The 26,779-nt window shown below is 73.1% G+C and carries 19 protein-coding genes; 6 read left to right on the top strand and 13 right to left on the bottom strand.

The window, feature by feature from the left end:
• Positions 1-13: 13 nt before the first annotated feature.
• The 4 genes from AB0B29_RS06520 to AB0B29_RS06505 form a co-directional block, all read right to left on the bottom strand.
• A complete protein-coding gene (locus AB0B29_RS06520; protein ID WP_362234758.1) occupies positions 14-1,003 on the bottom strand; it encodes a malate dehydrogenase in 990 nt (329 codons plus the stop codon).
• 359 nt (positions 1,004-1,362) lie between these two features.
• Positions 1,363-2,709 (bottom strand): helix-turn-helix domain-containing protein, encoded by a 1,347-nt coding sequence (locus tag AB0B29_RS06515; RefSeq protein WP_362234756.1) that lies wholly within the window; start codon positions 2,707-2,709, stop codon positions 1,363-1,365.
• A gap of 366 nt (positions 2,710-3,075) precedes the next feature.
• Positions 3,076-3,528 carry a DUF3017 domain-containing protein gene (locus AB0B29_RS06510; RefSeq protein WP_362235647.1) on the bottom strand — a complete coding sequence of 151 codons (453 nt, stop codon included), beginning with the start codon at positions 3,526-3,528 and terminating at the stop codon, positions 3,076-3,078.
• Between the two features lie 196 nt (positions 3,529-3,724).
• Positions 3,725-4,579: a bifunctional methylenetetrahydrofolate dehydrogenase/methenyltetrahydrofolate cyclohydrolase gene (locus AB0B29_RS06505; RefSeq protein WP_362234753.1), complete on the bottom strand. Its 855-nt coding sequence runs from the start codon at positions 4,577-4,579 to the stop codon at positions 3,725-3,727.
• A 275-nt stretch (positions 4,580-4,854) separates the two neighbouring features.
• Between AB0B29_RS06505 and AB0B29_RS06500 the strand changes: the two genes are divergently transcribed.
• Positions 4,855-5,433 (top strand): hypothetical protein, encoded by a 579-nt coding sequence (locus tag AB0B29_RS06500; protein WP_362234750.1) that lies wholly within the window; start codon positions 4,855-4,857, stop codon positions 5,431-5,433.
• A gap of 288 nt (positions 5,434-5,721) precedes the next feature.
• Positions 5,722-7,305 (top strand): protein kinase domain-containing protein, encoded by a 1,584-nt coding sequence (locus tag AB0B29_RS06490; RefSeq protein WP_362234747.1) that lies wholly within the window; start codon positions 5,722-5,724, stop codon positions 7,303-7,305.
• A gap of 184 nt (positions 7,306-7,489) precedes the next feature.
• Here the strand turns inward: AB0B29_RS06490 and purH are convergent, their stop codons facing one another.
• Complete coding sequence (gene purH / locus AB0B29_RS06485) at positions 7,490-9,052, bottom strand: bifunctional phosphoribosylaminoimidazolecarboxamide formyltransferase/IMP cyclohydrolase (RefSeq protein ID WP_362234744.1); 1,563 nt, start codon at positions 9,050-9,052, stop codon at positions 7,490-7,492.
• Positions 9,049-9,687 (bottom strand): phosphoribosylglycinamide formyltransferase, encoded by a 639-nt coding sequence (gene purN, locus AB0B29_RS06480; RefSeq protein WP_362234742.1) that lies wholly within the window; start codon positions 9,685-9,687, stop codon positions 9,049-9,051. Before purN ends, purH begins: the two co-directional genes overlap by 4 nt.
• Before the next feature lie 321 nt (positions 9,688-10,008).
• Between purN and AB0B29_RS06475 the strand changes: the two genes are divergently transcribed.
• Positions 10,009-10,809 (top strand): hypothetical protein, encoded by an 801-nt coding sequence (locus tag AB0B29_RS06475; RefSeq protein WP_362234739.1) that lies wholly within the window; start codon positions 10,009-10,011, stop codon positions 10,807-10,809.
• A 4-nt stretch (positions 10,810-10,813) separates the two neighbouring features.
• Here AB0B29_RS06475 and AB0B29_RS06470 read toward each other — a convergent pair whose 3' ends face one another.
• Positions 10,814-12,613: a cell division protein PerM gene (locus AB0B29_RS06470; RefSeq protein ID WP_362234736.1), complete on the bottom strand. Its 1,800-nt coding sequence runs from the start codon at positions 12,611-12,613 to the stop codon at positions 10,814-10,816.
• Positions 12,614-12,710: 97 nt separating this feature from the next.
• Between AB0B29_RS06470 and AB0B29_RS06465 the strand changes: the two genes are divergently transcribed.
• Positions 12,711-13,976 carry a sigma factor-like helix-turn-helix DNA-binding protein gene (locus AB0B29_RS06465; RefSeq protein ID WP_362234733.1) on the top strand — a complete coding sequence of 422 codons (1,266 nt, stop codon included), beginning with the start codon at positions 12,711-12,713 and terminating at the stop codon, positions 13,974-13,976.
• 267 nt (positions 13,977-14,243) lie between these two features.
• Here the strand turns inward: AB0B29_RS06465 and sucD are convergent, their stop codons facing one another.
• The 6 genes from sucD to AB0B29_RS06435 all read right to left on the bottom strand — a co-directional run bounded on the left by sucD (position 14,244) and on the right by AB0B29_RS06435 (position 23,277).
• Entirely contained in the window at positions 14,244-15,128 is an 885-nt protein-coding gene (gene sucD, locus AB0B29_RS06460; protein WP_031132986.1) for a succinate--CoA ligase subunit alpha, read from the bottom strand.
• Positions 15,129-15,149: 21 nt separating this feature from the next.
• On the bottom strand, positions 15,150-16,328 hold the full coding sequence (gene sucC, locus AB0B29_RS06455) for an ADP-forming succinate--CoA ligase subunit beta (RefSeq protein WP_362234730.1): 1,179 nt from the start codon (positions 16,326-16,328) through the stop codon (positions 15,150-15,152).
• A gap of 576 nt (positions 16,329-16,904) precedes the next feature.
• Complete coding sequence (locus AB0B29_RS06450) at positions 16,905-18,074, bottom strand: hypothetical protein (protein ID WP_362234728.1); 1,170 nt, start codon at positions 18,072-18,074, stop codon at positions 16,905-16,907.
• A gap of 212 nt (positions 18,075-18,286) precedes the next feature.
• The gene (locus AB0B29_RS06445; protein ID WP_362234725.1) at positions 18,287-19,453 is read right to left on the bottom strand and encodes a VWA domain-containing protein; all 1,167 of its coding nucleotides are present in this window, start codon (positions 19,451-19,453) and stop codon (positions 18,287-18,289) included.
• Between the two features lie 136 nt (positions 19,454-19,589).
• Complete coding sequence (locus AB0B29_RS06440; RefSeq protein ID WP_362234722.1) at positions 19,590-21,980, bottom strand: DUF5682 family protein; 2,391 nt, start codon at positions 21,978-21,980, stop codon at positions 19,590-19,592.
• A 166-nt stretch (positions 21,981-22,146) separates the two neighbouring features.
• Positions 22,147-23,277 carry an ATP-binding protein gene (locus tag AB0B29_RS06435; RefSeq protein WP_362234720.1) on the bottom strand — a complete coding sequence of 377 codons (1,131 nt, stop codon included), beginning with the start codon at positions 23,275-23,277 and terminating at the stop codon, positions 22,147-22,149.
• Positions 23,278-23,422: 145 nt separating this feature from the next.
• Here AB0B29_RS06435 and AB0B29_RS06430 point away from each other — a divergent pair, with 145 nt between their 5' ends.
• Together AB0B29_RS06430 and AB0B29_RS06425 are read left to right on the top strand one after the other, a co-directional pair.
• A complete protein-coding gene (locus AB0B29_RS06430) occupies positions 23,423-24,778 on the top strand; it encodes an SWIM zinc finger family protein (RefSeq protein WP_362234717.1) in 1,356 nt (451 codons plus the stop codon).
• A 153-nt stretch (positions 24,779-24,931) separates the two neighbouring features.
• Positions 24,932-26,764: a DUF5691 domain-containing protein gene (locus AB0B29_RS06425; protein ID WP_362234715.1), complete on the top strand. Its 1,833-nt coding sequence runs from the start codon at positions 24,932-24,934 to the stop codon at positions 26,762-26,764.
• The last annotated feature ends 15 nt before the right edge of the window (positions 26,765-26,779 follow it).

Raw genomic sequence — 26,779 nt, 5'->3', positions numbered from 1 at the left:
GGAGAGGCTCCGGTCAGATGAGGCCGAGGCCGCGGACCGCCTCGCGCTCCTCCTCGAGCTCCTTGACGGAGGCGTCGATGCGGGCGCGGGAGAACTCGTTGATGTCCAGGCCCTGGACGATCTCGTAGGTGCCGCCCTTGGTGGTGACGGGGAAGGAGGAGATCAGGCCCTCCGGGACGCCGTAGGAGCCGTCCGACGGGATGCCCATGGAGGTCCAGTCGCCCTCGGCGGTGCCGTTGACCCAGGTGTGGACGTGGTCGATGGCGGCGTTGGCGGCCGACGCGGCGGAGGAAGCGCCACGGGCCTCGATGATCGCCGCACCGCGCTTGGCGACGGTCGGGATGAAGTCCTCGGCCAGCCACTTCTCGTCGTTCACGACCTCGGCGGCGTTCTTGCCGGCGACCGTGGCGTGGAAGATGTCGGGGTACTGGGTGGCGGAGTGGTTGCCCCAGATGGTCAGGCGCTTGATGTCGGCGACCGTGGAGCCCGTCTTCTTCGCGAGCTGGGTCAGCGCGCGGTTGTGGTCCAGGCGGGTCATCGCGGTGAACCGCTCGGCCGGTACGTCCGGCGCGGCGGCCTGGGCGATGAGGGCGTTGGTGTTGGCCGGGTTGCCGACGACCAGGACCTTGATGTCGTCCGCGGCGTGGTCGTTGATGGCCTTGCCCTGCGGCTTGAAGATGCCGCCGTTGGCCTCGAGCAGGTCGCCGCGCTCCATGCCCTTGGTGCGCGGGCGGGCGCCGACGAGCAGACCGACGTTGGCGCCGTCGAAGGCGACGTTCGGGTCGTCGGTGATGTCGATGCCCTGCAGGAGCGGGAACGCGCAGTCGTCCAGCTCCATGGCCGTGCCCTCGGCCGCCTTCAGCGCCGGCGTGATCTCCAGCAGGCGCAGCTTCACCGGCACGTCCGCGCCGAGCAGCTGACCGGAGGCGATGCGGAAGAGCAGGGCGTAACCGATCTGGCCGGCCGCGCCGGTGACGGTGACGTTCACGGGAGTGCGGGTCATGGCGTTCTCCGTATGACAGCTGGCGGTGGGGCGGGGTCCCTGCCCCGGACGTTTGATCGATCTCTTGACGCCAAGAGATCCATCCAGCCGTCAGGCTATCGCGCATCCGGGATCCCGGACGTCCGGGTCGGTGTGGCCCAGCCCACAACATGGTCCCGGCCCGTACGCACGTGCCCGCCCCATGCAAGAGGCGGCCGCCCGTCCGGGAGAGGAGGACGAAGGCGGCCGCCTGGGGGGATACCGACCATGCCGGACTCCCGTGGGGGTACGGTTCACGTGCCCCGGATTCCGGCGGCCATTCCCCCCTGTCGGAATTTCTCCGCCCGGCCCCGGTCGGCCGGCACGGCCCCGTCGCCCCCTCAGTCGGTGCAGCCCTTCTGTCCGGCCGCCAGCGTCGCGCAGGCCTTGGCGTCGGCGGCGCTCTTCACGGCCACCATCGGGGTGTAGGCGATGCTGTCGCCGGTCGCGGTGATGCTGCCGGTCTGCTTCGCCTTGCCCGAGCTGATCTGGACCTCGTCGCCCTGGGCGGCCTGCGTGATACGTCCCCAGGCCGCCTCGCAGGTCTTGCTGTAGCGGACCTCGACCGTGGTCGTGCCGACGGTCGCCGTCTGCGCGGTGGTCACCAGGTCACCGCTGCACCCCATGGCCTCCGCGTCCTTGCCCGTACAGTCGGCGCCGCCGCACTTCACGCCGGGCGGCAGCTTCTGGTTCCTGCTGACGGTCGGCGAGGGCGACGGGGCGCCGCCCTCGGCCTCGTCGCCGCCACCGCCGCCGGTGAGGTAGAACGCGCCGGCGATCACCACGAGCACGCCCACCACACCCGCGACGAAGGTCACCGTCCGCTTCTTGCGCGCGGCGGCGGAGGCGGAAGCCGTGCGGCGATTCCCCCCTGCGCCACCGGCCCCGCCGGCCCGGGACGGGACGGCGTCCTGCGGTTCCCCGTACGAGCCCGCCCCGGCAGCGGATGTCCGGCCGGGGCCGCCGGGCGACCCGGCGGAGGTTCCGGGACCCGCGCCGGGCCGGCCCCCCCGGCCCGCACCGGAACCGGCGGAGCGCCCGCCCGTCGGCGACGGGCCCTGGTACCCGGCCAGTCCCCACGAGTTGACCTCGGGCTGCGCACTCCGGCTGCTCTCCCGCAGATCCGAGCCGGTGGAGTCCTGGACCTCCGGCGCGGTCGGCTGGGGCGGCACGGTCGGCGCCACACCGGCCGGTCCCGCGATGCCCGGCGTGACCGTGGTGCCGCCGCTCCTGCGGGCCGGCCTGCCGCTGCCCGCGGAGGCCTCTCTGCCGTCACCCGCCGAGGCCGCCTTGCCACCGGCCGAGGCCGCCTTGCCACCGGCCGAAGGGTCGCTGAAGTCCTGCCCGCCGAACTCCCCGAGCGCCGCGCGCGCCTGGGAGATCCGGATGGCCTCCATCGTCATGTCGTGCCGCATCTCCGAGCGGCTCCAGGCGCGCTCGGCGAGCTCCCACATCGTGGTGAGGTGCACCGGGTTGGTGCCGGTGACCTCCGCCAGGGCCACGATCGCGCCCTTCGGGGCGAGCAGCCGGCCGTTCAGGTATCGCTCCCACGACGTCTTGCTGTAGCCCGTGCGGTCCGCGACCGACGCGATGCTCAGTCCACCGCGGTCCACGAGCCTGCGCAGCTGGCTGGTGAACTCCCTGATCTGTGGATCGAGCTCATCCGGCAAGGCCTTCCAACGAGGCATTGCTCCCCCTCTTCCCCCCGAAACGTGCTGATATTTCTCGCGCTGCCCGCCCCGCGCGTGGTGGCCTCGGCCGAGTCCCCGTTCTGGATACCCACAGGGATGCGCCCAGTCAGGATCTCAGTTCCCTGACGAGGGGCGCACAGGAGCATGGTGACCGCGCGCGATACACCCTGGACCGTCCCGATTGTCCATGCCAACCCAGCTGTCGCACCACTTTGTGTGGTATTGGAAGCCAGACGTACCGGAACTGTCACTTCCGTGCCACAGCGCACTGACAGCCGTTGAACAGGCCGTTCGCGGTGCAGGAAGGTGGGGCGTGGCGGCGGTCCGTCCTTCCTCGGGGGAGAGGACGGACCGCCGTCCTCGTCATTCGTTGGTGACCGTGAAGTGCAGGGTGTCCTTCAGGAACGGGATCTGCAGCCACGGCTTCGGCTGTGCCATCAGCGCCAGCATGACGATCACCAGGCCGAGCAGGCCGTAGGTGACGATGTCCGTGAAGCGGGAGCGGACGGCGAGCATGCCGACGTCCGGCAGCAGCCAGCGCAGCGCGCCACCGCCCAGCAGGGCGACGCCGATCAGCAGTGTCCCGAGCCGGAACTGGCCGAACGCGGTCACCAGCAGTCCGACACCGGCCAGCCCCAGCACGGCGAGCACGGGCCACTGCCGCGCCGGCGCGGGAGCGTCCCCGGGCGCCGCCCGGCCACCACCCTCGGGCCGTGCGGTGTCCCTGGTGAACAGCGGGAAGCGCCGGGTGACCCGCCGCGGCCGCCCTTCGGCGTCGGGCGCGCTGACGGGGTCCCGGACGGTGAGATCCTCCACCGAGACCGACTCGTGCCCGCCAGGAGCTTCTTGACGGTCCGGGGCGGTGCGCCCGTCAGGGGTCTCCTGGCGGTCGGGGGCCGTGCGCCCGCCGGGGGTCTCCTGGCGGTCCGGTGCCGTGCGCCCGCCCGGGGCCTCGTGCCCGCTTGTCGGCTCGTGCCCGCCCTGGAGCTTGTGCCCGCTCGGGGCCCGGTGCTCAGCCGGCACTGCGCTCCGCCGCCTCGACCACGTTGACGAGCAGCTGGGCGCGGGTCATCGGGCCGACTCCGCCGGGGTTCGGGGAGATCCAGCCGGCGACCTCGGCGACGTCGGGGTGGACGTCGCCCACGATCTTGCCCTCGGCGCTGCGGGAGACGCCGACGTCGAGGACGGCCGCGCCGGGCTTCACGTCCTCGGCACGGATCAGGTGGGCGGAGCCGGCCGCGGCGACGATGATGTCCGCGCGCTTGAGGTGCGCCGACAGGTCCCGCGTGCCGGTGTGGCACTGCGTCACGGTGGCGTTCTCGCTGCGGCGGGTGAGCAGCAGCGGCATCGGCCGGCCGATGGTCACACCGCGTCCGACGACCACGACCTCGGCGCCCTTGATCTCCACGCCGTAGCGGCGCAGCAGCGTCAGCACGCCGTTGGGGGTGCAGGGCAGCGGGGCGGGCTCGTTGAGGACGAGACGCCCCAGGTTCATCGGGTGCAGCCCGTCCGCGTCCTTGTCCGGGTCCATCAGTTCGAGGATGCGGTTCTCGTCGATGCCCCTGGGCAGCGGCAGTTGCACGATGTACCCGGTGCAGGCCGGGTCCTCGTTCAGCTCGCGGACGGCCGCCTCGATCTCCTCCTGGGTCGCCGTGGCGGGCAGTTCGCGCTGGATGGAGGCGATGCCCACCTGCGCGCAGTCGCGGTGCTTGCCGGCGACGTACTTCTGGCTGCCGGGGTCGTCCCCGACCAGGATCGTGCCGAGGCCGGGCGTGATGCCCTTCTCCTTCAGCGCCGCCACGCGGGCGGTCAGATCGGACTTGATCGCGGCTGCGGTGGCCTTGCCATCGAGAATCTGGGCGGTCATGTCCCCATCCTCGCGGATGACCCCGCCACGGTTCCAATCCGACCGCAATACGGGCACCGCGGGGTCCGCCCTCCCCTATCCGCCCATGATCGGTGATGTTGCACTTGCACAACACATCGGGAATGCGGCTGGACAAGCCGGTCATCGGTGCAGAACGATGACCCGACAAGTGCCGCGGGCAGCTCAACGGGGGGACGGTCGCAATACTGAAGATTTTCCTCCGTGCGGATGTCACGCGTCGTCCCCGCACTCGGACCAACGGAGGAAAGTCCCCCATGAGCTACGGCGACCCGAACAACCCCTACGGCGCTCCCCAGGGGCAGCAGCCGCAGCAGCCGGGCTACGGTTACCCGCAGGACCAGGGGCAGGCTCCCGGTTACGGCTACCCGCAGGCCCCTCCGGTCTCCCCCTACGGCGGCCCCGCCGCGCCGACCACGATGCCCGGTTCGGTGAGCGCGGCCCGCGTGATGATGTGGGTCATCGTCGGTCTGCAGGTCGTCGGCATCGCCGTCTTCGCCTTCGCCGCCGCGGCACTCAACGCCGCGAAGGACGACGAGTCCCTCAAGGACGACACCGCCTTCCAGGACCTGGTCGGCAACTCGACCGGTGTGATCTGGGGCTACGTGGTGTTCGGCCTGGCCTGGCTGGTGTTCGCGGCCGTCCTGGCGACGAAGTTCAAGAACGGCGGCAACGGCGCCCGGGTCACCATCCTGGTGTTCGCCATCATCACGGCGGTCCTCGGCATCTACCCGTTCCTCCTCGTCGGCCTGGTGCACACCGTCCTGGCCATCCTGGTCGCGGTGTTCGTCGGCAACGCCAACGGCAAGGCCTGGTTCAACCGCCCCCGCTACTGAGCGGGGCCGGCCGGCAGGGCCGGTTCACGCCAAACACTTCCAAGGGCCGTGTCTCACCCGTACGAGGGGGGCACGGCCCTGGTGCGTCGCCCTAGTCTGACGGTGGTAGCTGTTCAGGCACGGGGAGAGCACCTTGTACAGCATCATCGTGGTACCTCCGCCGACCACGGAGGGCGAGCGAAACCGCACCCCCCTTCACCTCACGCCCGGTGGACGACCCGCCCGCGGCGGATCCACGCGCGGTACCCCCGAGACCCTCGGCCGACCCGGCCGGGCCGGGGCGATCCGGTGACCGAGGCGTACGCCGTACCCGTGCCGAGGGGCTACCGGGTCGGCGTCTGGGAGGTGCGCGAGCCCATCGCGACGGGCGCCTTCGGCAGCGTGTACGCGGCCCGGCGCGTCGGTGACGGCAGCGGCCCCGGCGCCGGCACGCGGCTCCCGCCCACGGCCGCGCTGAAGTTCCTGCCCACCGGGACGGCCACGCCCCGCCGGCTGACCCACCTGCGCGAGCTCATCGAGCGGGAGGTCGAACTGTACCGGCGGCTGCGGCATCCGCGGCTGGTGCGGATGTACCAGACGCTGACGGTCGACGATCCGGCTCACCCCGACCTGGACGGCGCCACCGTCCTCGTCCTGGAGAAGGCCGAGGGCTCCCTGTCGGCCCTGCTCGCCGCCACGCCCCGGCCCGTCGCCGGCCCCGTACTGCTGGCGCAGATCGCCGAGGGCCTCGCCCAGCTGCACGACGCGGGGTGGGTGCACGGCGACCTGAAGCCGGCCAACGTGCTGCTGATGGCTGACGGTTCGGTCCGCCTCGCCGACTTCAACATGGCCGCCGAGCTGGAGGGCACCCACGCCTACACGCCGGCCTTCTCCACCCCCGACTACACCCCGCCGGAACTGTTGTGGACCGAGATCGGCGAACGGGGCCGTCGTATCCGCCCGTCCGCCGACGTCTGGGCCTTCGGTGTCCTCGCCCACCTCGTGCTCACCGGATCCTTCCCGCTGCCCGGGGCCACCCCGGCCGCCCGCCGGGACGCGGCCGTCGCATACGCCCGCGGTGTCGACGAACTGCGGCTGTCGCCCGAACTGCCCGACGCCTGGCGGGAGATCGTGCGCGCCTGCCTGACCCGGACGCACCAGCAGCGCATCGGCGGCGCGGCACTGCTGCGCCGGGTGACGTCGACCGCCGGCCCGGACGGTCGCGCCTTCCGCCTGCCCCGTCTGCGCCCCGCAGGCCGCCGCCCGCGCCGCAGGTTCGTCGCGGCCGTCCTGGCCGGGGTGTTGACGGCCCTGGCCGCCCTCGCCTACGGCATCAGCGTCTGGGCCGGTGCCGGGGGGAGCGGTGGCAGCGGCTCCGGCGCGACCGCGCACGTCTCTGCGGCCGCGTACGGCGCCTCCGAACTCCGCACCGACCGGGGCGTCCCGTCCGCCTACCGGCTGCTGATCGTCGAGACGGCGCACGACTGCGACCAGAAGGAGGTCACCCCGGTCCTGATCGCCGCCATGCTGAAGGTGGAGAGCGACTTCGACCCGGACCTCTCGGACCCCGACAACAACGAGTACGGCATCGCCCGTTGGACGCCGCGGGTCCTGCGCTGGTGGATGAACGAGGACGGCACCCCCGGCGAGACGGTCCCGCAGCCCCCCTTCCCGCCCGCCGAGTCCATCCCGGCGATGGGCCGCTACCTGTGCTGGATCGCCCCGCGCCTGCACGAGGGTCTGCCCGGTGACCGGCGGGTCCTGATCGCCGCCGCCTACCGCACGTCGTACCGGACGGTGAACGCGACGGGCGGCGTGCCCCCGGACGTACACGTCTACGCCGGCCGCGTGGCCCACTTCCTGAAGGAGTACGCACCCGAGGGCCGGAAGTGACGCCACCATCACCGCAGTTGACGTGCCGTCACCAACGAGTCGATGGCCGTCGCAGCCGCGTTGGCGCACGCCGGAGGAACCGGGGCACTTGCTGGAACCGGGCGGTACGAGGACGACGCCTGACATGGCCGGAGCGGGCCGGCGGGGTTGCGCCGGCCCGCTCCGTCACCGGTCACGGCGGGTCTCAGTGGAAGAAGTGCCGCGTCCCCGTGAAGTACATCGTGACTCCGGCCTTCTGCGCGGCCTCGACGACCAGTTCGTCACGGACGGAACCGCCGGGCTGGACCACGGCCTTCACGCCGGCAGCGGTGAGGATCTCCAGGCCGTCCGGGAAGGGGAAGAACGCGTCCGACGCGGCGTACGCGCCCGCGGCACGCTCGGCGCCGGCCCGCTCGACGGCCAGCTTCGCGGAGTCCACCCGGTTGACCTGCCCCATACCGACGCCCACCGAGGCGCCGTCCTTGGCGAGCAGGATCGCGTTGGACTTCACCGCGCGGCAGGCCTTCCAGGCGAACGCCAGCTCGGCCAGCTCGTCGGCGCTCAGCGCCTCGCCCGTCGCCAGCGTCCAGTTGGCCGGGTCGTCGCCGTCGGCCTGGAGGCGGTCGGTGACCTGCAGCAGCGCGCCGCCGTCGATCGGCTTGACCTCGACCGGGGCGGCGGGACCGTCGGCGCAGCGCAGCACGCGGATGTTCTTCTTCTTGGTGAGGGCCTCCAGGGCCCCGTCCTCGTAGCCGGGCGCGACGATGACCTCGGTGAAGATCTCCGCGACCTGCTCCGCCATCTCCTTGCTGACCGGGCGGTTGACCGCGATCACGCCGCCGAACGCCGACAGCGGGTCGCACGCGTGCGCCTTGCGGTGCGCCTCGGCGACGTCCGCGCCGACGGCGATGCCGCAGGGGTTGGCGTGCTTGATGATCGCGACGGCCGGCTCGGTGTGGTCGTACGCGGCACGGCGGGCGGCGTCCGTGTCCGTGTAGTTGTTGTACGACATCTCCTTGCCGTGCAGCTGCTCGGCCTGGGCGAGGCCGCCCGTGCCGGAGACGTAGAGGGCCGCGGGCTGGTGCGGGTTCTCGCCGTAGCGCAGGGTGTGCTCGCGCTCCCAGGTGGCGCCGAGGAAGTCGGGGAACTGCGACTCGTCGACCGGCGCGTAGGAGGAGGCGAACCAGGAGGCGACGGCCACGTCGTAGGCGGCCGTGTGCTGGAAGGCCTCGGCGGCGAGCCGCTTGCGGGTGGTGAGGTCGAAGCCGCCGCTCTGGACGGCCTCGAGCACGTCGGCGTAGCGGGCCGGGCTGGTGACGACCGCGACCGAGGGGTGGTTCTTGGCGGCGGCGCGGACCATCGAGGGGCCGCCGATGTCGATCTGCTCCACGCACTCGTCGGGCGAGGCGCCGGAGGCGACGGTCTCGCGGAACGGGTAGAGGTTGACCACGACGAGGTCGAACGGCTCGACCCCCAGCTCGGCGAGCTGCCGCTGGTGGTCCTCCAGGCGCAGGTCGGCGAGGATGCCGGCGTGGACCCTCGGGTGCAGGGTCTTGACGCGGCCGTCCAGGCACTCGGGGAAGCCGGTGAGCTCCTCGACCTTGGTGACGGGGACGCCGGCAGCGGCGATCTTCGCGGCGGTGGAACCGGTGGAGACGAGCTCGACCCCGGCCTCGTGGAGGCCGCGCGCGAGGTCCTCGAGCCCGGTCTTGTCGTAGACGCTGACGAGCGCCCGGCGAAGGGGCCGCTTGTTGCTCTCGGCGGTCACTGGATAACTACCTTTCGTCCCTCAATGCGATAGCCGTTGCGGGCGAGGCGCCCCACGACCTCGACGAGCAGCCTTCGCTCGACTTCCTTGATGCGCTCGTGCAGAGCGCCTTCGTCGTCCTCGTCCCGGATCTCCACCACGCCCTGCGCGATGATCGGCCCGGTGTCGACGCCGTCGTCGACGAAGTGGACGGTGCAGCCGGTGACCCTGGCGCCGTACGCGAGCGCGTCCCGTACGCCGTGGGCTCCCGGGAAACTGGGCAGCAGGGCGGGGTGGGTGTTGACGAACCGCCCGCCGAACCGCGCGAGGAACTCCTTGCCGACGATCTTCATGAACCCGGCGGAGACGACGAGGTCGGGCTCGTGCGCGGCGACGGCCTCGGCGAGGGCGGCGTCCCACTCCTCGCGGCTTGCGTGGTCCTTGACCTTGCACACGAAGGTGGGCAGCCCCGCACGCTCGGCACGCGCCAGCCCCTCGATGCCCTCGCGGTCCGCGCCGACGGCCACGACCTCGGCCCCGTACGCCTGTGCGCCGGCGGCGGCGATCTCGTCGAGCAGCGCCTGCAGGTTGGTGCCTGATCCGGAGACCAGCACGACGAGGCGCTTGGCGCGCGGGGCCACGGGCTTGGCGGCCACGGTGGGGGCCTTTCTCGGGGAAGCGTCTGTCCAGGTGGCCGGCGCGCGACGCCTTGCGCATGCAGACGCCTTGTGCATTCATACGAATGCTTTGCGTCCCCGGATACGGGGAAGCCTACGAACCGGCCGACCGTCAGCAACGATACCGGCACTCCGGACGGCCCCCACGGGACGGGGGCGGAGCCGGAAGGTAGCGTCTGGACGGAGCCGGTTCGGGAACGACGTCCGGACGTGGTGCGTTCAGGAGGTGACGGACCCGGGTCCGACGCCGTTCCGTCCTGTCCACTCATTCCTCCTCACCAACGGGAAGACGCTCACCTGATGCCGGACCGCAGCCTGCGACTCCTCACGTTCCCCCAGCTGTCGCCGCAGGGAGGGGAGCGCGGCGCCGTGCTGCTGCGGGAGCGCCCCAGCTCACCTCCCGACGCACCGTCGGGCGGCGACGGCGGGCAGGGGCGGGACCGCGGGCCCACGGAGGACAACCCCTTCGCCCCGCCGCCCGAGGGCACGCCGGACCGGCCCTGGCAGCCGCGACGCCCGTCGGGAGAGGACTCCCCGGGCTCCCAGGACGATGGCGGACGGGACCGCTCGCCCTGGGGCAGCCAGTGGAGCGACCAGCAGCCCGGGCGCTCCCCCGGCGGTTTCGGTGAACGCCCCCGTGGCGGGTCCGAGGGTCAGGGCGGCGGCCCCCAGGGCGGTGGCGGCTCGAACATGCGCTGGGACCCGACGGATCCCGCGCAGCGCCGGGCGCGCTACGCCCTGCTGTCGGGCATGTGGGCCTTCTTCTTCGCCCTGTTCGGCTGGCCGTACGTGGCTCTGCTGCTCGGTGCGCTCGCCCTCTACTGGGCCATCAGCTCCCTGCGCGCGGGGCCCCGCAAGGCCGACCCGGACTCCCCCGCCCCCGGGCAGCAGGGCGGCGGCCGTCCGCAGACGACGGCGGCGGTGAGCGGCCTGGTCACGGCATCCCTGGCGATCGCCCTGGTGGCCGCGTCCTTCACGGCGCAGCTGGTCTACCGCGACTACTACACGTGCACCAGCGACGCCCTCACCAACGAGGCGAAGCAGTCCTGCTCCAAGCTGCTGCCGGAGGAGCTCCGGGGCTTCCTGGAGACGGACGGCTGACGCTTCAGCGGTTCTCCGGCGGGGAGGACCGGCCGGGCGGTCGCGGAGTGTCGTACCGGCCCGGGGCCGGGTCGGGCGGCAGGAAGTCGTAGGGCTCGAAGTCCCCGTCGCGCTCCGGCAGGACGTCGTACTCGTAGGACGTGCAGGGGGCGTGGAGCGCGTCCGGGGTGGGGCTCGGGGTGTGCGGCACCGACGTACCGTCGGCCGTCGAAGTGCCACGCCGGGTGCGTCCGCCGTCCTCGAGGCTTCCGCCATCACCCGATGCATCGGCTCCCCGAGCGCCCTCGGCGGCCTCCGGCCCGCCGGCCACCCCTGCGATCCCCGCCACTCCGGTGGGCGTGAACCAGCCGCGGCCGTCGCCCATGCCGCCCTGCCACTGTCCCCGGGCACCGTCGGTCGCGTTCTTCCATGGTTCGCCGGTCTTCGGCTCCTTCGACCGGGGCGTCCGGCGCAGCCAGGCCCGGGCTCCCACCGCCGTGGGGATCGACAGCAGGCCCAGCCAGGCCAGCGTCGCGGCGGCGACCTGCCACCACTCCGGGCCGAAGCGGGACAGCACGGCGGTACCGAGCGGGCCGCCCGACAGTGCGGCCAGTCCCGCGAGCACGGCCGCGCACAGGACCGACGCCAGTGCGGCGGCACGGGCGGTGCGGCCGGCCGACCATGACGGGGCCCGCGTACCACCCGGTCGCGTCCCGCCGCGCTCCCCGGACGCCGCCCCCTTCGCCACCGTCCAGCCCACGACCACCCCGGCGACCAACGGCACCACCCCGGCCGCCCAGTGCAACGGTGTCCCCTTCCCGGCGTCCGGCACCGCCGCCAGCAACGGGAACGGCGGCAGGAACGGGGCGGGTGCCGAGGACAGCGGGCCGACCGCATGGCCCGCTCCGAGGGCGAAGCCGGGGCCCAGGGCGTAGGCGGCGCCCCACACCGCCGCGTTCGGGAAGAGGGCCACGCACAGCAGCACCACGGCGAACCGCCCCGACCACCCCTCGGTCAGCCGGAGCAGCCCCGCCTGGGTCGTCGCACCGTGCCCCACCAGCGACACCGCCACCAGCAGCGCACCGCCCCCGAGGAGCGCCGCCACCCCGGCCGCCGCGGCCCGGGCGGTGGTGCCCGGGCGCCTGTCCGAACCGAGCACCAGCGGCCCCACTCCCGACGGCAGCGCGCCCAGCAGCAGCCGCAGCGGCCGGCGGGGACGGCCGTACGCCGACCACACGCCCGCCCCCGCCGCCACGACGGCGACCAGTGGAACGCACACCCCCGTCCCCGCCCATGACGGCCGCAGCACACCGCCCGCGGCATAGAGGGCCGCGGGCGCGGCGACGGCGAGGTAACCGAGGACCACTCCCGCCCACGCGGTGCGGGGGGAGAGCAGGGGCGCATGGACGACCCTCTCGGCGTCGTCCTCGACGTCGTCGCCCTCGTCCCCGCCGCCGCTCCCGCCGTCCGTGACGTCCCGCGCCGCCCGGTGCAGCAGCCACACCGGCAGTGCGAACAGCAGCAGGGGCGGCAGGCCGAGGGGGGCCGGGGCGCCGGACAGCGTGTCGGTGCGGACCAGCTCGGCACCGTGGGCCAGCAGCCACAGCGCCGCCGCCACGTGCATGGCGCCACCGGGTCCGCTGTCCGGGTACGGCGAGCTGATCCACAGCAGCGTCACGAGCACGCCGAACGACGCGAGCCCGAGGCCCGCGGCGAGCGCGCCCCCCATGAAGCCGTCGCCCAGTCCGGGCGAACGGTCGCGCATCCAGGTGAGCAGCGGTGACGGCGAACGTCGGCGAGCGGTCATCTCGATCACGACCGCCATGCTCCCAACGACACGCGCTTTACCGACGTAACAGGCGAACCTTCGCTGTGTCGCTAAAAATACGCTTTATGTACTTTTCTGGACGGAGGCGAGCCCTGTGACGCAGAGCCCTGCCCTACCGCTCCCACCACCCAAGGAACGCCAGCGCCTGCGCGAGGCCGCCTCGCTGACGCGCGCTCAGCTGGCCTCCCGGGTGGGCGTGACCAGCGAGACGGTGCGCGGGTGGGAGACCGGGCGCTCCACGCCGCGCGGCCGCAAAGGGGAGAAGTACGCGAGGCTGCTCCACTCCCTGGGCGACGAAGCGGAGTTGACCGCTCGTCAGGAGGCCGCCGCCGGCTCGGACGACCCGGAGCCGTCACCCGGGGCTGCCTCCGCACGACGGTCCGCCCGGGCCCGGCGCAAGGCCGCGGCCACCGGCCGGAAACGGCCCGCCGCGAAGGACCGGGGCCGAGGCCCCGTCACCGTCCCCGACCGCAGCCACACCCCCGTCCCGCACGGACACCGCGTGATCCTCGCCGAGCGCCCGCGGACGAAGCCACCGCGCCGGCCGGACGAAGCCGTCACCGCGCTGACGCCCGCTCAGGCCTTCGACGCGCTGTACGCCTTCTGCGCCCCCGCGCTCGTCCGGCAGACCTATCTGCTGACCGGCCGTCGCGAACTGGCCCGGGAGTCGGTCGAGCGGGCCTTCCAGATCGCCTGGCAGCGCTGGCCCGAGGTGGCCCGCGACCGCGACCCGGCAGGGTGGGTGCGCGCGATGGCGTACGAGTGCGCGCTCTCCCCGTGGCACCGGCTCCGGCCCCGCTTCCGGCTCCCCGAACCGCCGCCGCCCGACGCGTTCGACCGGGCCCTGAGGGACGCCCTCCTGAAGCTCCCGCCGTCCTACCGCCGCACACTGGTGCTCTACGACGGGGTCGGACTCGGCCTGCCGGAGACGGCGGCGGAGACGGAGGCGAGCACGCGTGCGGCCGTGAACCGGCTGGTGCACGCGCGCGAGGCGCTGGCCGAGCGGCTGCCGGAGCTCTCGGACCCGGAAACGCTGCACTGGCGGCTGGTCGAACTGGCCTCCATCGAGCGACTGCGGGCCGCCAAACCGCCGGTCGTGCGCAGGGGCGGGGAACGCAGGGCCCGCTTCTGGACCCGGGCCGCCATCGCCTTCACGGTCGCCCTGATCGGCACCACGGCCCTCACCGTCCGCACGGCCCCCACCCACTACGAGCCGCCGGTACCACCGGGAGAGACGGTCCAGGGCGTACCACCGCCCGTCGCACCAGGCCCCCTGTCCGAGAAGGAGCGGAAACTACGCGCCAAGCTGCGCGAGGAGCAGCAGAAAGGCCCGGACAGGCTGCTTCCGCTGCCGCGGTGAGGGTGACGGCGACGGCGACACGGATGCCGTGGCGGGGGATGGAAACACGGCGATGTGCACCCGGGCATGGGCGGCCGGGCATGCGAGGCGCCGACGGGTGCACGGACAGGACGGCGCGCACAGAGCGGCGCGCACAGATAGGGCTGCGGTATGGCAGCGGGGCGCCGCAGGTACGGCAGTAGGGCACCGGTACGGCGGTGGGCCCGCTCCCCGTAGGGAGCGGGCCCACCTGTGCGCTGCGGCGTCGTTCAGCCCGTGGGGCTGTTCTCAGCTGCCGAGAATGGCGCGCGCCAGCTTGGCCGTCTCGGTCGGCGTCTTGCCGACCTTGACGCCGGCGGCCTCGAGGGCCTCCTTCTTCGCGGCGGCCGTGCCGGAGGAGCCGGAGACGATGGCGCCGGCGTGGCCCATGGTCTTGCCCTCGGGCGCGGTGAAGCCCGCGACGTAGCCGACGACCGGCTTCTTCACGTTCTCCTTGATGAAGGCCGCGGCCCGCTCCTCGGCGTCGCCGCCGATCTCACCGATCATGACGATCAGGTCGGTGTCGGGGTCGGCCTCGAACGCGGCGAGCGCGTCGATGTGCGTGGTGCCGATGACCGGGTCGCCACCGATGCCGACGGCGGACGAGAAGCCGATGTCACGCAGCTCGTACATCATCTGGTACGTCAGCGTGCCGGACTTCGAGACCAGACCGATGCGGCCCGGCTTGGTGATGTCGCCCGGGATGATGCCGGCGTTGGACTGGCCCGGGGTGATGAGACCGGGGCAGTTCGGGCCGATGATCCGGGTCTTGTTGCCCTTGGACACGGCGTACGCGTAGAACGCGGCCGAGTCGTGGACGGCGATGCCCTCGGTGATGACGACCGCGAGCGGGATCTCGGCGTCGATGGCCTCGACGACGGCGGCCTTGGCGAAGGCCGGCGGGACGAAGAGGACGGACACGTTGGCGCCCGTCTTCTCGATCGCCTCGGCGACCGTGCCGAAGACCGGGATGTCGTTGCCGTCGATGTCGACGGACGTGCCGGCCTTGCGGGGGTTCACGCCACCGACGATGTTCGTGCCGTCGGCCAGCATGAGCTTGGTGTGCTTCATGCCCGTGGCACCGGTCATGCCCTGGACGATGACCTTGCTGTCCTTGTTGAGGAAGATAGCCATGGCTGTTTAGTCCCTCGTCCCTTACTTCGCAGCCGCGAGCTCGGCGGCCTTGTCGGCCGCGCCGTCCATGGTGTCCACGCGCTGGACCAGCGGGTGGTTGGCGTCGGAGAGGATCTTGCGACCCAGCTCGGCGTTGTTGCCGTCCAGACGGACGACGAGGGGCTTGGTGACGTCCTCGCCCTTGTCCTTGAGCAGCTGCAGCGCCTGGACGATGCCGTTGGCGACCTCGTCACAGGCGGTGATGCCACCGAAGACGTTGACGAAGACGGACTTGACGTCCGGGTCGCCGAGGATGATCTCCAGGCCGTTCGCCATGACGGCGGCGGAGGCGCCACCACCGATGTCGAGGAAGTTGGCCGGCTTCACGCCGCCGTGCGCCTCACCGGCGTACGCGACGACGTCCAGGGTGCTCATGACGAGACCCGCGCCGTTGCCGATGATGCCGACCTCACCGTCGAGCTTGACGTAGTTGAGGTTCTTCTCCTTGGCGGCGGCCTCGAGCGGGTTGGCCGCGGCCTTGTCCTGGAGGGCCTCGTGCTCCGGCTGGCGGAACTCGGCGTTCTCGTCCAGGGAGACCTTGCCGTCCAGGGCGATGACCTCACCGGAGGCGACCTTGGCCAGCGGGTTGACCTCGACCAGGAGGGCGTCCTCCTTGATGAAGGTGTCCCACAGCTTGACCAGGACGTTCACGACCTTGTCGGCGACCTCGGCCGGGAACTTGGCGGCCGCGACGATCTCGCGGGCCTTCTCCTCGGTGACACCCTCGTTGGCGTCGATCGGCGTCTTGGCGACGGCCTCGGGGCGCGTGGCCGCCACCTCCTCGATCTCCATGCCGCCCTCGACGGAGGCGATGGAGAGGAAGGTGCGGTTGGCACGGTCCAGGAGGAAGGAGACGTAGTACTCCTCCACGATCTCCGGGGCCGTCTCGGCGATCATCACCTTGTGGACCGTGTGGCCCTTGATGTCCATGCCGAGGATGTTGGTGGCGTGCTCGACCGCCTCGTCGGCGGTGCCGGCGAGCTTGACGCCGCCGGCCTTGCCGCGGCCGCCGACCTTCACCTGGGCCTTGACGACGGACTTGCCACCGAGGCGCTCGGTGGCTGCGCGGGCCGCCTCAGGCGTGTCGATGACTTCACCGGCCAGCACCGGTACATCGTGCTTGGCGAAGAGGTCCCTCGCCTGGTACTCGAACAGGTCCACGCGCTTCCGTCCCTATCAGTGATCTCGCGGTTCGTTGTCTGCGTGGGCGTGCCGCGAGGGCAACGTGACGTCCGCTGTCTGTCACAAGGGAGGCGCACACGGTGTCCGAGCGCGCGGCATGTCCGTCTCGCAGGTTATCTCTGCTTGCGGGGGGCCTCTAAATCGAGGGTCACACCTGAGCGGTGATACCTGTCACATGATGCCGCGCTCTCTGGCACGGCGTGCCGGGGGTGAGGGGCCTCACCGGGCTGGGGTTGGCCCGGTGAGGCCCGCCTGACGCCCCCGAAGGAGCACGGAGGCCCTGTTCAGAGCCCGCTCCACGGGGCCGTGGGTCACGTGGTCCCCACCCCTATGGGAACCACCCGACCCATCCACGAGGTTTTCGGCCTCGGACCGCCGACGGCTTTCGGCCGTCCGGGCGTGACGCCTCGTGAAGCATGCGGGGGGGAGAGCGGAGGGGTGCTCCGGGCACCCCCTGTGGGTCGGTCGACGGCCTCTCACGGCCTCTCCCCCTGCGGCCGGGCCACGGCAGCGACGCCTCGGCGGTCTGTCCGTGCCGGCCCGGGAAGAGCCGCGCTAGGCGGGGAAGAGCGGAATGTCCCGGTGGGGGCGCCGGGCGCCCGCCCTGTCCGTACGGGCCACGGGGCCCGGAACGAGCCTGAGCGCCGCCCCGGGGCTGGGTGTGACGGCGTGCGCATCGCCATGACGGGACGAGCCGCTGTCGGCCACGGATCGGTTGCCGAGCACGCCGTCGGGTCGTCCGCCGGGCGAGTGCTCGGCCCGGACGGGTCCGGCGTGCGAGGACGCTCTCGGGTGACCGGGGTGACCGGGGTGGGCGGGGTGTGTGGGGTGCCTGAGCCCGCCGGGGCGATCGGGGTGGTGGACGTGACCGAGGCGACCGGCGTGGTCAACGTGTCCGAGGTGGCCGGTATGTCGGTCGGTGTGACCGAGGCGGCCGGTGTGATCCACGTGTCTGGCGTGGTGCGCGGCGATGGCGGGGGCCAGCGGGCTTGTGGTCGCGGCGGCGGACTCGCTGCCGTGGACCGGGGAGTACGGCACCGGCGCCGTCGTCCCGCCCGGCTTCGGGCCGGCCGTGACCGGCGCGGGGAGGGGGCGGCTGGGGGCTGTCGGAGTGCCGGGAAGCTCGGGGAGCGGGAGGGGGGCCAAAAGAGCAGGGAGAACGGGCGTCGCCGGGAGCGCGAAGTCCCCGGGAACGGTCGACCGACCTGGCAGGTCGGGCAGGTCCCGCTTGCCCGGCAGGTCCCGCTTGCCCGGCAGCGCCGGAAGGCCGGTCAGGCCCGGCGAGTCCGGCAGGCCCGGCGAGTCCAGCAGGTCCCGCTTGCCCGGCAGCGCCGGAAGGCCGGTCAGGCCCGGCGAGTCCGGCAGGTCCGGCAATGCGGGCAGCTTCGCGTGCGACAGCTGCCTGGGCGGCTCTGGCAGCTCCGGCGTTTTCGCCGGCTCCGGCCGCTGCTCGCGCGACGGCCGCTCCCAGGGACCCCGCCGCGCGGGCGCCTGTGCCTGCCGGTCTCCCGCCCCGGCCCCCGGGACGGGAACGCCACTGACGACCTGCCCCGCCCGGCCCGCCGACAGCGCCCCCGCACCGTTCTGGGCGTACGCCCGCTCCCCCCACAGCGCCCCGAGGATCAGCAAGCCGCCCACCATCAGGACCAGTTGCAGCGCACGCCGCCCGGCCGCAGCGCGCGGCAGGCGCAACGCGGCATCGGGCAGGGCTGCTGACCAGGCCAAGAGGGGAAGCTTCCTCCCGTGCGACGGAAGCGGTACTACCCGTCGGCACACGCGCCGTCAGGCAGGCGCCGATCCTCGCACGGGAGTGCGCACGTCGCGCAAGCCCTTACTGCCGATGGCCCGTCATGTCCGTTTTGCTGCGGCGTGTCGGACGACGATGCATCGACAGGTCGTCATCTGCCCCTTGATGCCTCATCTTCACGCCGCATCCTTCACGCCGCATCCCGTATCGGGAGCGGCCTTTTCTCGATCGCCGCCGCCATGACCTCCGGAAACAGATCGGGCGTGCACGCGAACGCCGGTGCCCCCAGCGCCGCGAGCGCGGCCGCGTGCTCCCGGTCGTACGCGGGTGCCCCCTCGTCCGAGAGCGCCAGCAGCGTCACGAACTGCACGCCCGACGCCTTCATCGCGGAGACCCGCTTGAGCATCTCGTTGCGGATGCCGCCTTCGTAGAGGTCGCTGATCAGCACGACCACCGTCTCCGCGGGCCGCGTGATCTGCGACTGGCAGTACGCGAGCGCCCGGTTGATGTCCGTGCCACCGCCGAGCTGCGTGCCGAAGAGCACGTCGACCGGGTCGTCCAGCTGGTCCGTGAGGTCGACGACCGCCGTGTCGAAGACGACGAGTCGCGTGGAGATCGTCCGCATCGAGGCGAGCACCGCCCCGAACACCGATGCGTACACAACGGATGCCGCCATGGATCCCGACTGGTCGATACAGAGGATGACCTCCTTCTTGGTGGACCGGGTCGCCCGCCCGAATCCGATGAGCCGCTCCGGCACGATCGTCCGGTGCTCGGGCAGGTAGTGCTTGAGGTTGGCCGCGATGGTGCGGTTCCAGTCGATGTCGTGGTGCCGGGGCCGGTTGATCCGGGCACTGCGGTCGAGGGCGCCGGTGAGGGTGGCCCGGGTACGGGTGGCGAGCCGCTTCTCCAGCTCCTCGACGACTTTGCGCACGACGGCCCGGGCCGTCTCCTTCGTCGTCTCCGGCATCGCCTTGTTGAGGGACAGCAGCGTGCCGACGAGGTGCACGTCGGCCTCCACCGCCTCCAGCATCTCCGGCTCCAGCAGCAGCGTGGCGAGACCGAGCCGGTCGATGGCGTCGCGCTGCATGACCTGCACGACGGAGGAGGGAAAGTACGTCCGGATGTCCCCGAGCCAGCGCGCCACGGACGGCGCCGACGCCCCGAGCCCCGCCGAACGGTCCCGGCCCCCCTTCGACCTGCCGTCCTTCCTGCCGTAGAGCGCGGTGAGCGCCCCGTCCATCGCGGCGTCCCGCCCCGACAGCGCGCAGCCCGTGCCGTCCGCCGTGTCGCCGCCGAGGACGAGCCGCCACCGCCGCAGCCGTTCCTGCGCCGGGTCCGTCGATCCGGACGTCATCCCCGTCCTCCCTGGTGAGGCCGTTCCCACAGCGGCATCACGGGCACTGTCGTCGTGGGCCGTCCTTCCGTCCGGAACCCGCCCGTCCCGGTGCTGCTCGCCTGCGGTGTCGCCCGCTCCTGCAGTGCCTCGGTCGTCATCCCGTCACCCCCGCCAGATGGTTGTCGGTGTTCTCTTCCACTTCGTCCAGCCCGAGCAGCAGCCGCACGACCGGCAGTACGGCGTCCGCGCGCGCCAGGTCGAGGTCGGCCGCGAAGCCCGGTGTCCCCGCGCCGGCTGCTGTCACGCCACCCCCGGATCCCCGTCCGCGTCGGACCAGTTCTCCCAGGGTCCGGCGCACTCCGGGCTCGTACGCCGAGAACGTCCGACGCAGCAGGGGCAGTACGTCGGTGAAGGCCCCGGCCGGCACTCCGGTCAGCCACGCGTCGACGAGGCCGAGCAGCCGCTCGTCGTGGATCAGGAGCATCCCGCCGCCCGAGCCCCCTCCGACGAAGCCCTCGATCCACGCGGCCGCGTCCGGCGGCGGTGTGCCCGGCGACAGGGCGAGCCCCATCAGCAGTGCCGTCTCGTCCTGGGCCAGCTCCCCGTCGTCCAGCAGGAGCCGCACGGCCCGCCCCCGGACGACCCCGGGCACGCTGTCCCGCCCGGACAGCACGCGCAGCACCGACTGCCAGCGGTTTCTCAGGCTGCCGTGTCTCGTGGCCGGGGCGTCGCCCAGCAGGCCCACGGCTCCGTGCACCGCGTCCACATGGCGCCGCATCTCCTCGGCGGCGTCCGCGTCGAGCGCGGCACAGGCCGGGGGGAGGCCGACGAAGACCCGCTCGGCCAGTCCCGTGGCGACTTCCGCCAGAGCGGCGGTGTCGGTGCCGCGGACATCGCCGTAACGCAGGGAGCGGACCAGGGCCGGGAGCGCCGCTGCGAGATGGCCGACGTCGGTGTCGAGGGCCGCCCGGTCGGCGAGGACCCGCATCAACGTCGGCAGCGCCTCGGGCAGTTCGGCCAGGAGGCAGTGCTCGGCGAGCGCGGTGACGTCGGCGAGGCCCTGCGCGGTGACGGCGTCCGCTTCGGTCTTGGCGGTCGCGGCGGACAGGACGGTCGTCCCCCACACTCCGGCCTCGGCGATCCGCACGGACAGCTCGGGTTCCCAGCGCAGCCGCCACGTCTCGCGGAAGGTGCCGGTGCTGCCGCGTGAGGCGGCCGGTTCGCCCCATGCGATGCCGAGCAGCCGCAACCGGTGCAGCAGTGTGCTGCGGGCGGCGTCGTTCTCCTTGCGCAGGTCGAGTTCCACCTCCCGCTCCAGCGCCCCCGGCTTCAGCCGCAGCCGGCGCTGCAGCCGGGTGAGGTCCCGCTGCAACGGCACCGCCGGCGCCGACGAGGGCACCTCGCCCAGCACGTCCCCCACGACCAACCGGTCCCGCACCAGCTCCAGCGGCACGTCCGAGCCCTCGCACATCACCGCCCGCACCGCGTCGGTCGTCTCGCTCAGACCGGGCAGCGGACGGCCGCGCATCGCGGCGAGCATCTCGGCCAGCCGCACCGCCTCGATGACGTGCGCTGAGGAGACGATCCGGTCCTCGGCGCGCAGTAGTCCCGCCACCTTGGTCAGCCACCGCTCCACCGGCCGGTCCGGGGCGCTGAACAGGTGCCCGTACCAGCCCGGGGAGTCGATGCCGGCCCCGTACCCGCTCGCCCGGGACAGCCGGCGGTGGGTCCACGGCACCCAGGTCATGTCCGCTTTGACCTTGGGCAGCCCCTTCAGCAGTGCCCTGTCGGCGGCGACGGTGGCCTTCTGGCGCAGCGCGGGCACGTGCCAGGCCCCGCAGACCACGGCGACACCGTCCTCGAACTCCCGCTGCGCCGCCCGCACCTGGAGCCGCATGTACGCCTCCCGCACCGGGTCGCGCTCGTGTCCTCCGCTGCCGTAGGTCTCCCGCAGCGCGCTCATGGCCTCTTCGAGCGCGGTGAACGGTGCGAGGGCGTCGCCCACCCCTGCGCCGCGGTGTTCCACGACGTCCTCCCACCACCGCTCCGGGTCGTCGTAGCCGGCGGTTTCGGCGAGCACTCCGATCGGGTCGATCCGCGGGTCGGCCGGGCCGGGGCCGGTGTCCCCGTCCGCAGTCGTCTCGGCGTCCGGAGAGCGCTCCGCGCCGGTCTCGTCCTCCTGCCTCCCCCAGGCCAGCGTGTGCGTGGCCGGCAGGTCGATGAAGCGGGCCGGGACGTCGTGTTCCAGGGCCCAGCGGAGGGCGACCCACTCCGGGGAGAACCCGGCCAGCGGCCAGAACGCCGAGCGGCCGGGCTCGTCCACGGCGTGGGCGAGCAGAGCGACCGGTGGCCGCATCTCCTCGCCGGCGGCGAGCGCGATCAACTCGTCGGCCTCGGGCGGGCCCTCGATCAGCACGATCCGCGGCCGGATCTGCTCCAGAGCCGCCCGCACCGCCCGCGCGGACCCCGGCCCGTGGTGCCGCACCCCGAGCAGCACCGGGCCCGCTCCGGCCCTTTGGCCGACGGCCCTTTCCACACCGGTCACTTCATCCCACCTCCCGTCCCGTCCCGCATGTCCCGCACTCCTGTCCCGTCCCGGACCGTCCGCGGCCGTCGTCCCGCCCACCCGCGCGGTGCGGACCCGGCGATCGAGCCCGCCCCGCCGTGCTGGGCGGCCCGGTTGCCGACCGGCCCGCTCCGTCCCGTGTCGCTCACCCGCTCACCTCGCGGCAGGCCCGGTAGAAGTCCTTCCAGCCGTCGCGCTCGCGGACCACCGTCTCCAGGTACTCCTGCCAGATGACCCGGTCCGCCGCCGGGTCGCGGACCACCGCGCCGAGGATGCCCGCGGCGACGTCGCCCGGCCGCAGCACGCCGTCGCCGAAGTGGGCGGCGAGAGCGAGGCCGTTGGTGACGACGGAGATCGCCTCGGCCGTGGACAGCGTGCCGCTGGGTGACTTCAGCTTCGTCCGGCCGTCGGCCGTGACCCCGTCGCGCAGCTCACGGAAGACCGTGACGACCCGGCGGATCTCGGCAAGTCCGTCGGGCGCGGCCGGCAGGTCGAGGGAGCGGCCGATCTGGTCGACGCGCCGCGAGACGATGTCGACCTCTGCCTCGGGGCTCTCCGGCAGCGGCAGCACCACCGTGTTGAAGCGGCGGCGCAGGGCGCTGGACAGGTCGTTGACCCCGCGGTCGCGGTCGTTGGCCGTGGCGATCAGGTTGAAGCCGCGGACCGCCTGCACCTCCTGGCCCAGCTCCGGTATCGGCAGGGTCTTCTCCGAAAGGATCGTGATGAGCGTGTCCTGCACGTCGGCCGGGATACGCGTCAGCTCCTCGACACGGGCCGTCATGCCCTCCGCCATGGCCCGCATGACGGGGCTGGGCACGAGCGCTTTCCGGCTCGGGCCGTTGGCGAGCAGCTGCGCGTAGTTCCAGCCGTAGCGGATGGCCTCCTCGGGAGTGCCGGCGGTGCCCTGCACCAGCAGCGTGGAGTCACCGCTGACGGCAGCGGCCAGGTGCTCGGACACCCAGGTCTTCGCTGTGCCCGGCACGCCGAGCAGGAGCAGGGCGCGGTCGGTGGCGAGCGTGGTGACGGCGACCTCGACGATGCGGCGCGGGCCGACGTACTTGGGACTGATCACCGTGCCGTCCGGCAGCGTCCCGCCGAGCAGGTACGTCGCGACGGCCCAGGGCGACAGCTTCCAGCGGGCCGGGCGCGGACGGTCGTCCTGGGCGGCCAGCGCGGAGAGTTCCGCGGCGAAGGCGTCCTCGGCGTGCGGTCGCAACGCCTGCGTCGATTCCGTCTCCCCCGCTTCGACGGACGTCGGCTCCACGGACACAGTCATGGCAAAGTCCCCCTCCAGCTCGGCCGGTTCGGATCTGGCACCAACGTTGCACCACACCACTGACAATGCGCTCCGACCTGCGAAAACGCCCCGGCGGAGCCGCTCGCGGGCCCGATTGTCAGTGGCGGGATCTAACGTCGTCGGCATGACTCAGCAGGGGGTGCGCTGGACCGCGGACCAGGTGCTGGCACTGGCGCCTGACGCGGCATCACGCAAAGCGGGAAGCAAACTGGGCGCGGCGGGGCCGTGGTCCGAGGCGGGGTGGGCCGACGAGGGGACGGTGTGGGGGCTGTGCAAGGGCAGCGGAAGCAAGCCGTATCAGACGATCGTCGACATCGCCGACGCCGCGGGGCCCGCGTACAAGTGCACGTGTCCGAGCCGTAAGTTCCCGTGCAAGCACGCGCTCGGGCTGCTGTTGCTCTGGGCCGCCGACGACGCGGTGGTGCCGCGGGGGCAGCCGCCGGAGTGGGCCGGACAGTGGACGACGGGGCGGCGCAGGCGCGCGGAGGAGAAGAAGGCCACGGACGGCTCCGGGGCGCCGTCCGGGTCCGCTGATCCGGAGGCGGCGCGGCGCCGGGCGGAGCGCCGTGCCGAGCGGGTCACGGCGGGCGCGGTGGAGCTGGAGCAGCGTCTGGCCGACCTGCTGCGCGGCGGTCTGGCGACCGCGGAGCAGTCGGGGTACGGCCTGTGGGAGGAGACGGCGGCCCGCATGGTCGACGCCCAGGCCCAGGGCCTGGCAGGCCGGATACGGGAGTTGGGGGCGATCCCGGCCACCGGTCCGGGCTGGCCGGTGCGCCTGCTGGAGGAGTGCGCGCTGCTGCATCTGCTCGGTCAGGGCTGGCTGCGCCGCGAGCGGCTCCCGGACGGTCTCGCCGCCACGGTCCGCTCCCGCATGGGCCTCCCCACCTCCGCCGACGGCCCGCCGCTGCGCGACCGCTGGCTGGTCCTCGCCCAGTACGACACGACGGACCCGCGCCTGACGACCCGCCGGATCTGGCTGCACGGAACGGACTCGCACCGCACCGTCCTGCTCCTCTCTTACGGTGCCGCGGGCCGCGCCCCGGAGCAGGCGCTGCCGGTGGGACTGGCTCTGGACGCCGAGGTCTCCGCCTACTCAGGCGCCGGGCAGCCGCGGGTGGCCCTGGGCGAGCAGTTCGCCCCGGCCGCGCCCTCGGCGGTACGTCCGCCGGGGACGACGACGTCCCAGGCGGTGGCGCGGTACGGCGACGCGTTGCGCGACGACCCGTGGCTGGAGTCCGTCCCGGTGACGCTGGACCGGGTCGTTCCGGCCCCGGACGGCGACTCCTGGCAGCTGGCGGACGCCGACGAGGACGCGGCGTTGCCGCTCACTCCGGCGGCGCGTTCCCGGCCGGGCCTGTGGCGGCTGGTCGCCCTGTCGGGCGGCGCACCGGTCAGGGTCTTCGGCGAATGCGGCCACCAGGGCTTCACCCCGCTGACGGCTTGGCCGGAGGGCCCGGGGGACGCGGTCGCGCTGTGCTGAGCCCGTGGCAGCGGCTCGGCCCGCGGCACTTCGGCCCGCCTCGCCTCTCTCACCAACTCACCCGTCCCACAGACTCACGCATCTTTCAGGCATCACGGGACAACCGGTAAGGGCGAGCCTTCAACTACCGGGCGCCCCACGGAAAGGAAGCTCATGACCAGGACCTCCGCTCCTGTGGACGCGCCCGGCGCGAACGCCTGGGAGGGGCTCGTCACCACCGCCCTGCTGGGCACGGACCGGCGCACGCCGCCGGGCACCGCACCCGGCCCGGCCGCGCCTACGGCCCTGCTGGACGCGGCAGCCGCGGAGACCGTACGACGACGGGCCGGTCTGCGCCCGGCTCAGGCGGCAGAGCGGCCACAACCGGCTCCGCCGGACGCCCGTCCGGCACTGCCGTCCGTGGCCGCCCGCAGACTCGCGATGCTGCTGGCCGACCGCCCGGGCCCGTCCGGCGGCGGCCGGCGGGGCACCGCGCCCGACCTGACGGAACTGCTGCCGCAGTGGCTCGCGGCGGCGAACGCACGTGGTTTTGCACCGCCTCCGCAGCTGCTTCCGGCGTTGCTGGACGCGGCCCGGGGGCGTACCGACCTGCGTCCGGCGGCACTGGAGTTCGCGGGGCCCCGGGCCTTGTGGCTGGCACGGCTGAACCCGGACTGGCGGTTCGCCCTGCGGGCGAGCCCGGGCGGCGGCACGGCCCTGCCGCGACCCGAGGACGGCGACAGGGTGCGGCAGCTCTGGCAGGAGGGCCTGTTCGCCGAACGCGTCGCCCTGCTGTCCGCCCTGCGCTCGCGTCAACCGGCTGCCGCACGCGACCTGCTCGCGACGACATGGGCGACGGAACGGGCCGAGGACCGGCTGATGTTCCTCGATTCGCTGCGCGCGGGCCTGGGGCCGGAGGACGAGCCGTTCCTCGAGCAGGCCTTGGACGACCGCAGCCGCAACGTCCGGGCGACGGCGGCGGAACTGCTGTCGGCCCTGCCGGGTTCGGCGCTCGCCGCGCGGATGGCGGTCAGGGCGGAGGCGTGTGTGGCCATCGACCACATGCAGCCGCCACGGCCCCTTCGAACCGGCCACGAGGACGAGGCAGCCGAAGGGCCCGCAGGGACCGCACCGGCCTCGGCCGCCACCGGTGCCGGCAGCGCTACCGGTACCACCGGAGCCACCGGTGCCGGCAGTGCCCCCGGTGCCACCGGAGCCTTGGGACCCACCGGAGCCATGAGTTCCACCGGAGCCCTGGGAACCGTGGGAGCCACGGAGGCCACCCCGACGATCGCCGTAGAGGCGCCGCACGAGTGCGATCCGGGCATGGAACGCGACGGCGTCGTGGCGAAGGCCCCGGCAGGGCGGGGTGAACGCTCCTGGTGGCTCGGTCAGTTGGTGGAGGCGGCACCGCTCGGGACCTGGTCGCGCCGGCTCGGCGGCCGCACGCCCCAGGAGATCGTCGCGCTGCCGGTGGCGGACGACTGGCAGGGCGAACTGCACGCGGCGTGGTGCCGGGCGGCGGTACGCCAGCGGGACGTCGAGTGGTCACGGGCGCTGCTCGGCGATCCGTCGGCGCCGGAAGCGGGCGGTCCGGGTGCCGTGTCCCTGGCCGAACGAGCCAAGCTGCTCGGCACGCTGGGCGCCGCCGAACGGGCCGAATGGGTGGCCGGCTTCATCGGCACGCACGGCCTGTCCGAGGCCTTCCAGCTGCTCGGGGTGTGCGCGGTGCCCTGGGAGCCGCCGCTCGGCCGGGCCGTGGTGGACGCCCTCAACATCGCTCGGGACGCAGGGAGTTATCCATGGAGTTTCAGCGGAGTGATGGGACTGGCCGAGCGCTGCCTGGACCCGTGCGAGGCCTCCCGGCTCGACGCGCTGCTGGCCGTACCCGACGAGCCGGAGAACGCCTCGCCGGGAGCCGGCGGCTACTGGGCGGAGGCCTTCCAGCGCCTGGTCACCACCCTGCGTCTGCGCGCGGCGATGGCGCAGGAGCTCGGCGCGGCCTGACCCCGGAGCCCGTTT

Origin of the sequence: Streptomyces tibetensis (genome assembly GCF_040647715.1) — a bacterium.
In the GTDB taxonomy this organism is placed as follows: Bacteria; Actinomycetota; Actinomycetes; order Streptomycetales; family Streptomycetaceae; genus Streptomyces; species Streptomyces tibetensis_A.
The sequence above is the reverse complement of the archived record's forward strand: the minus strand, read 5'-3'. Positions and strand labels throughout refer to the sequence as shown.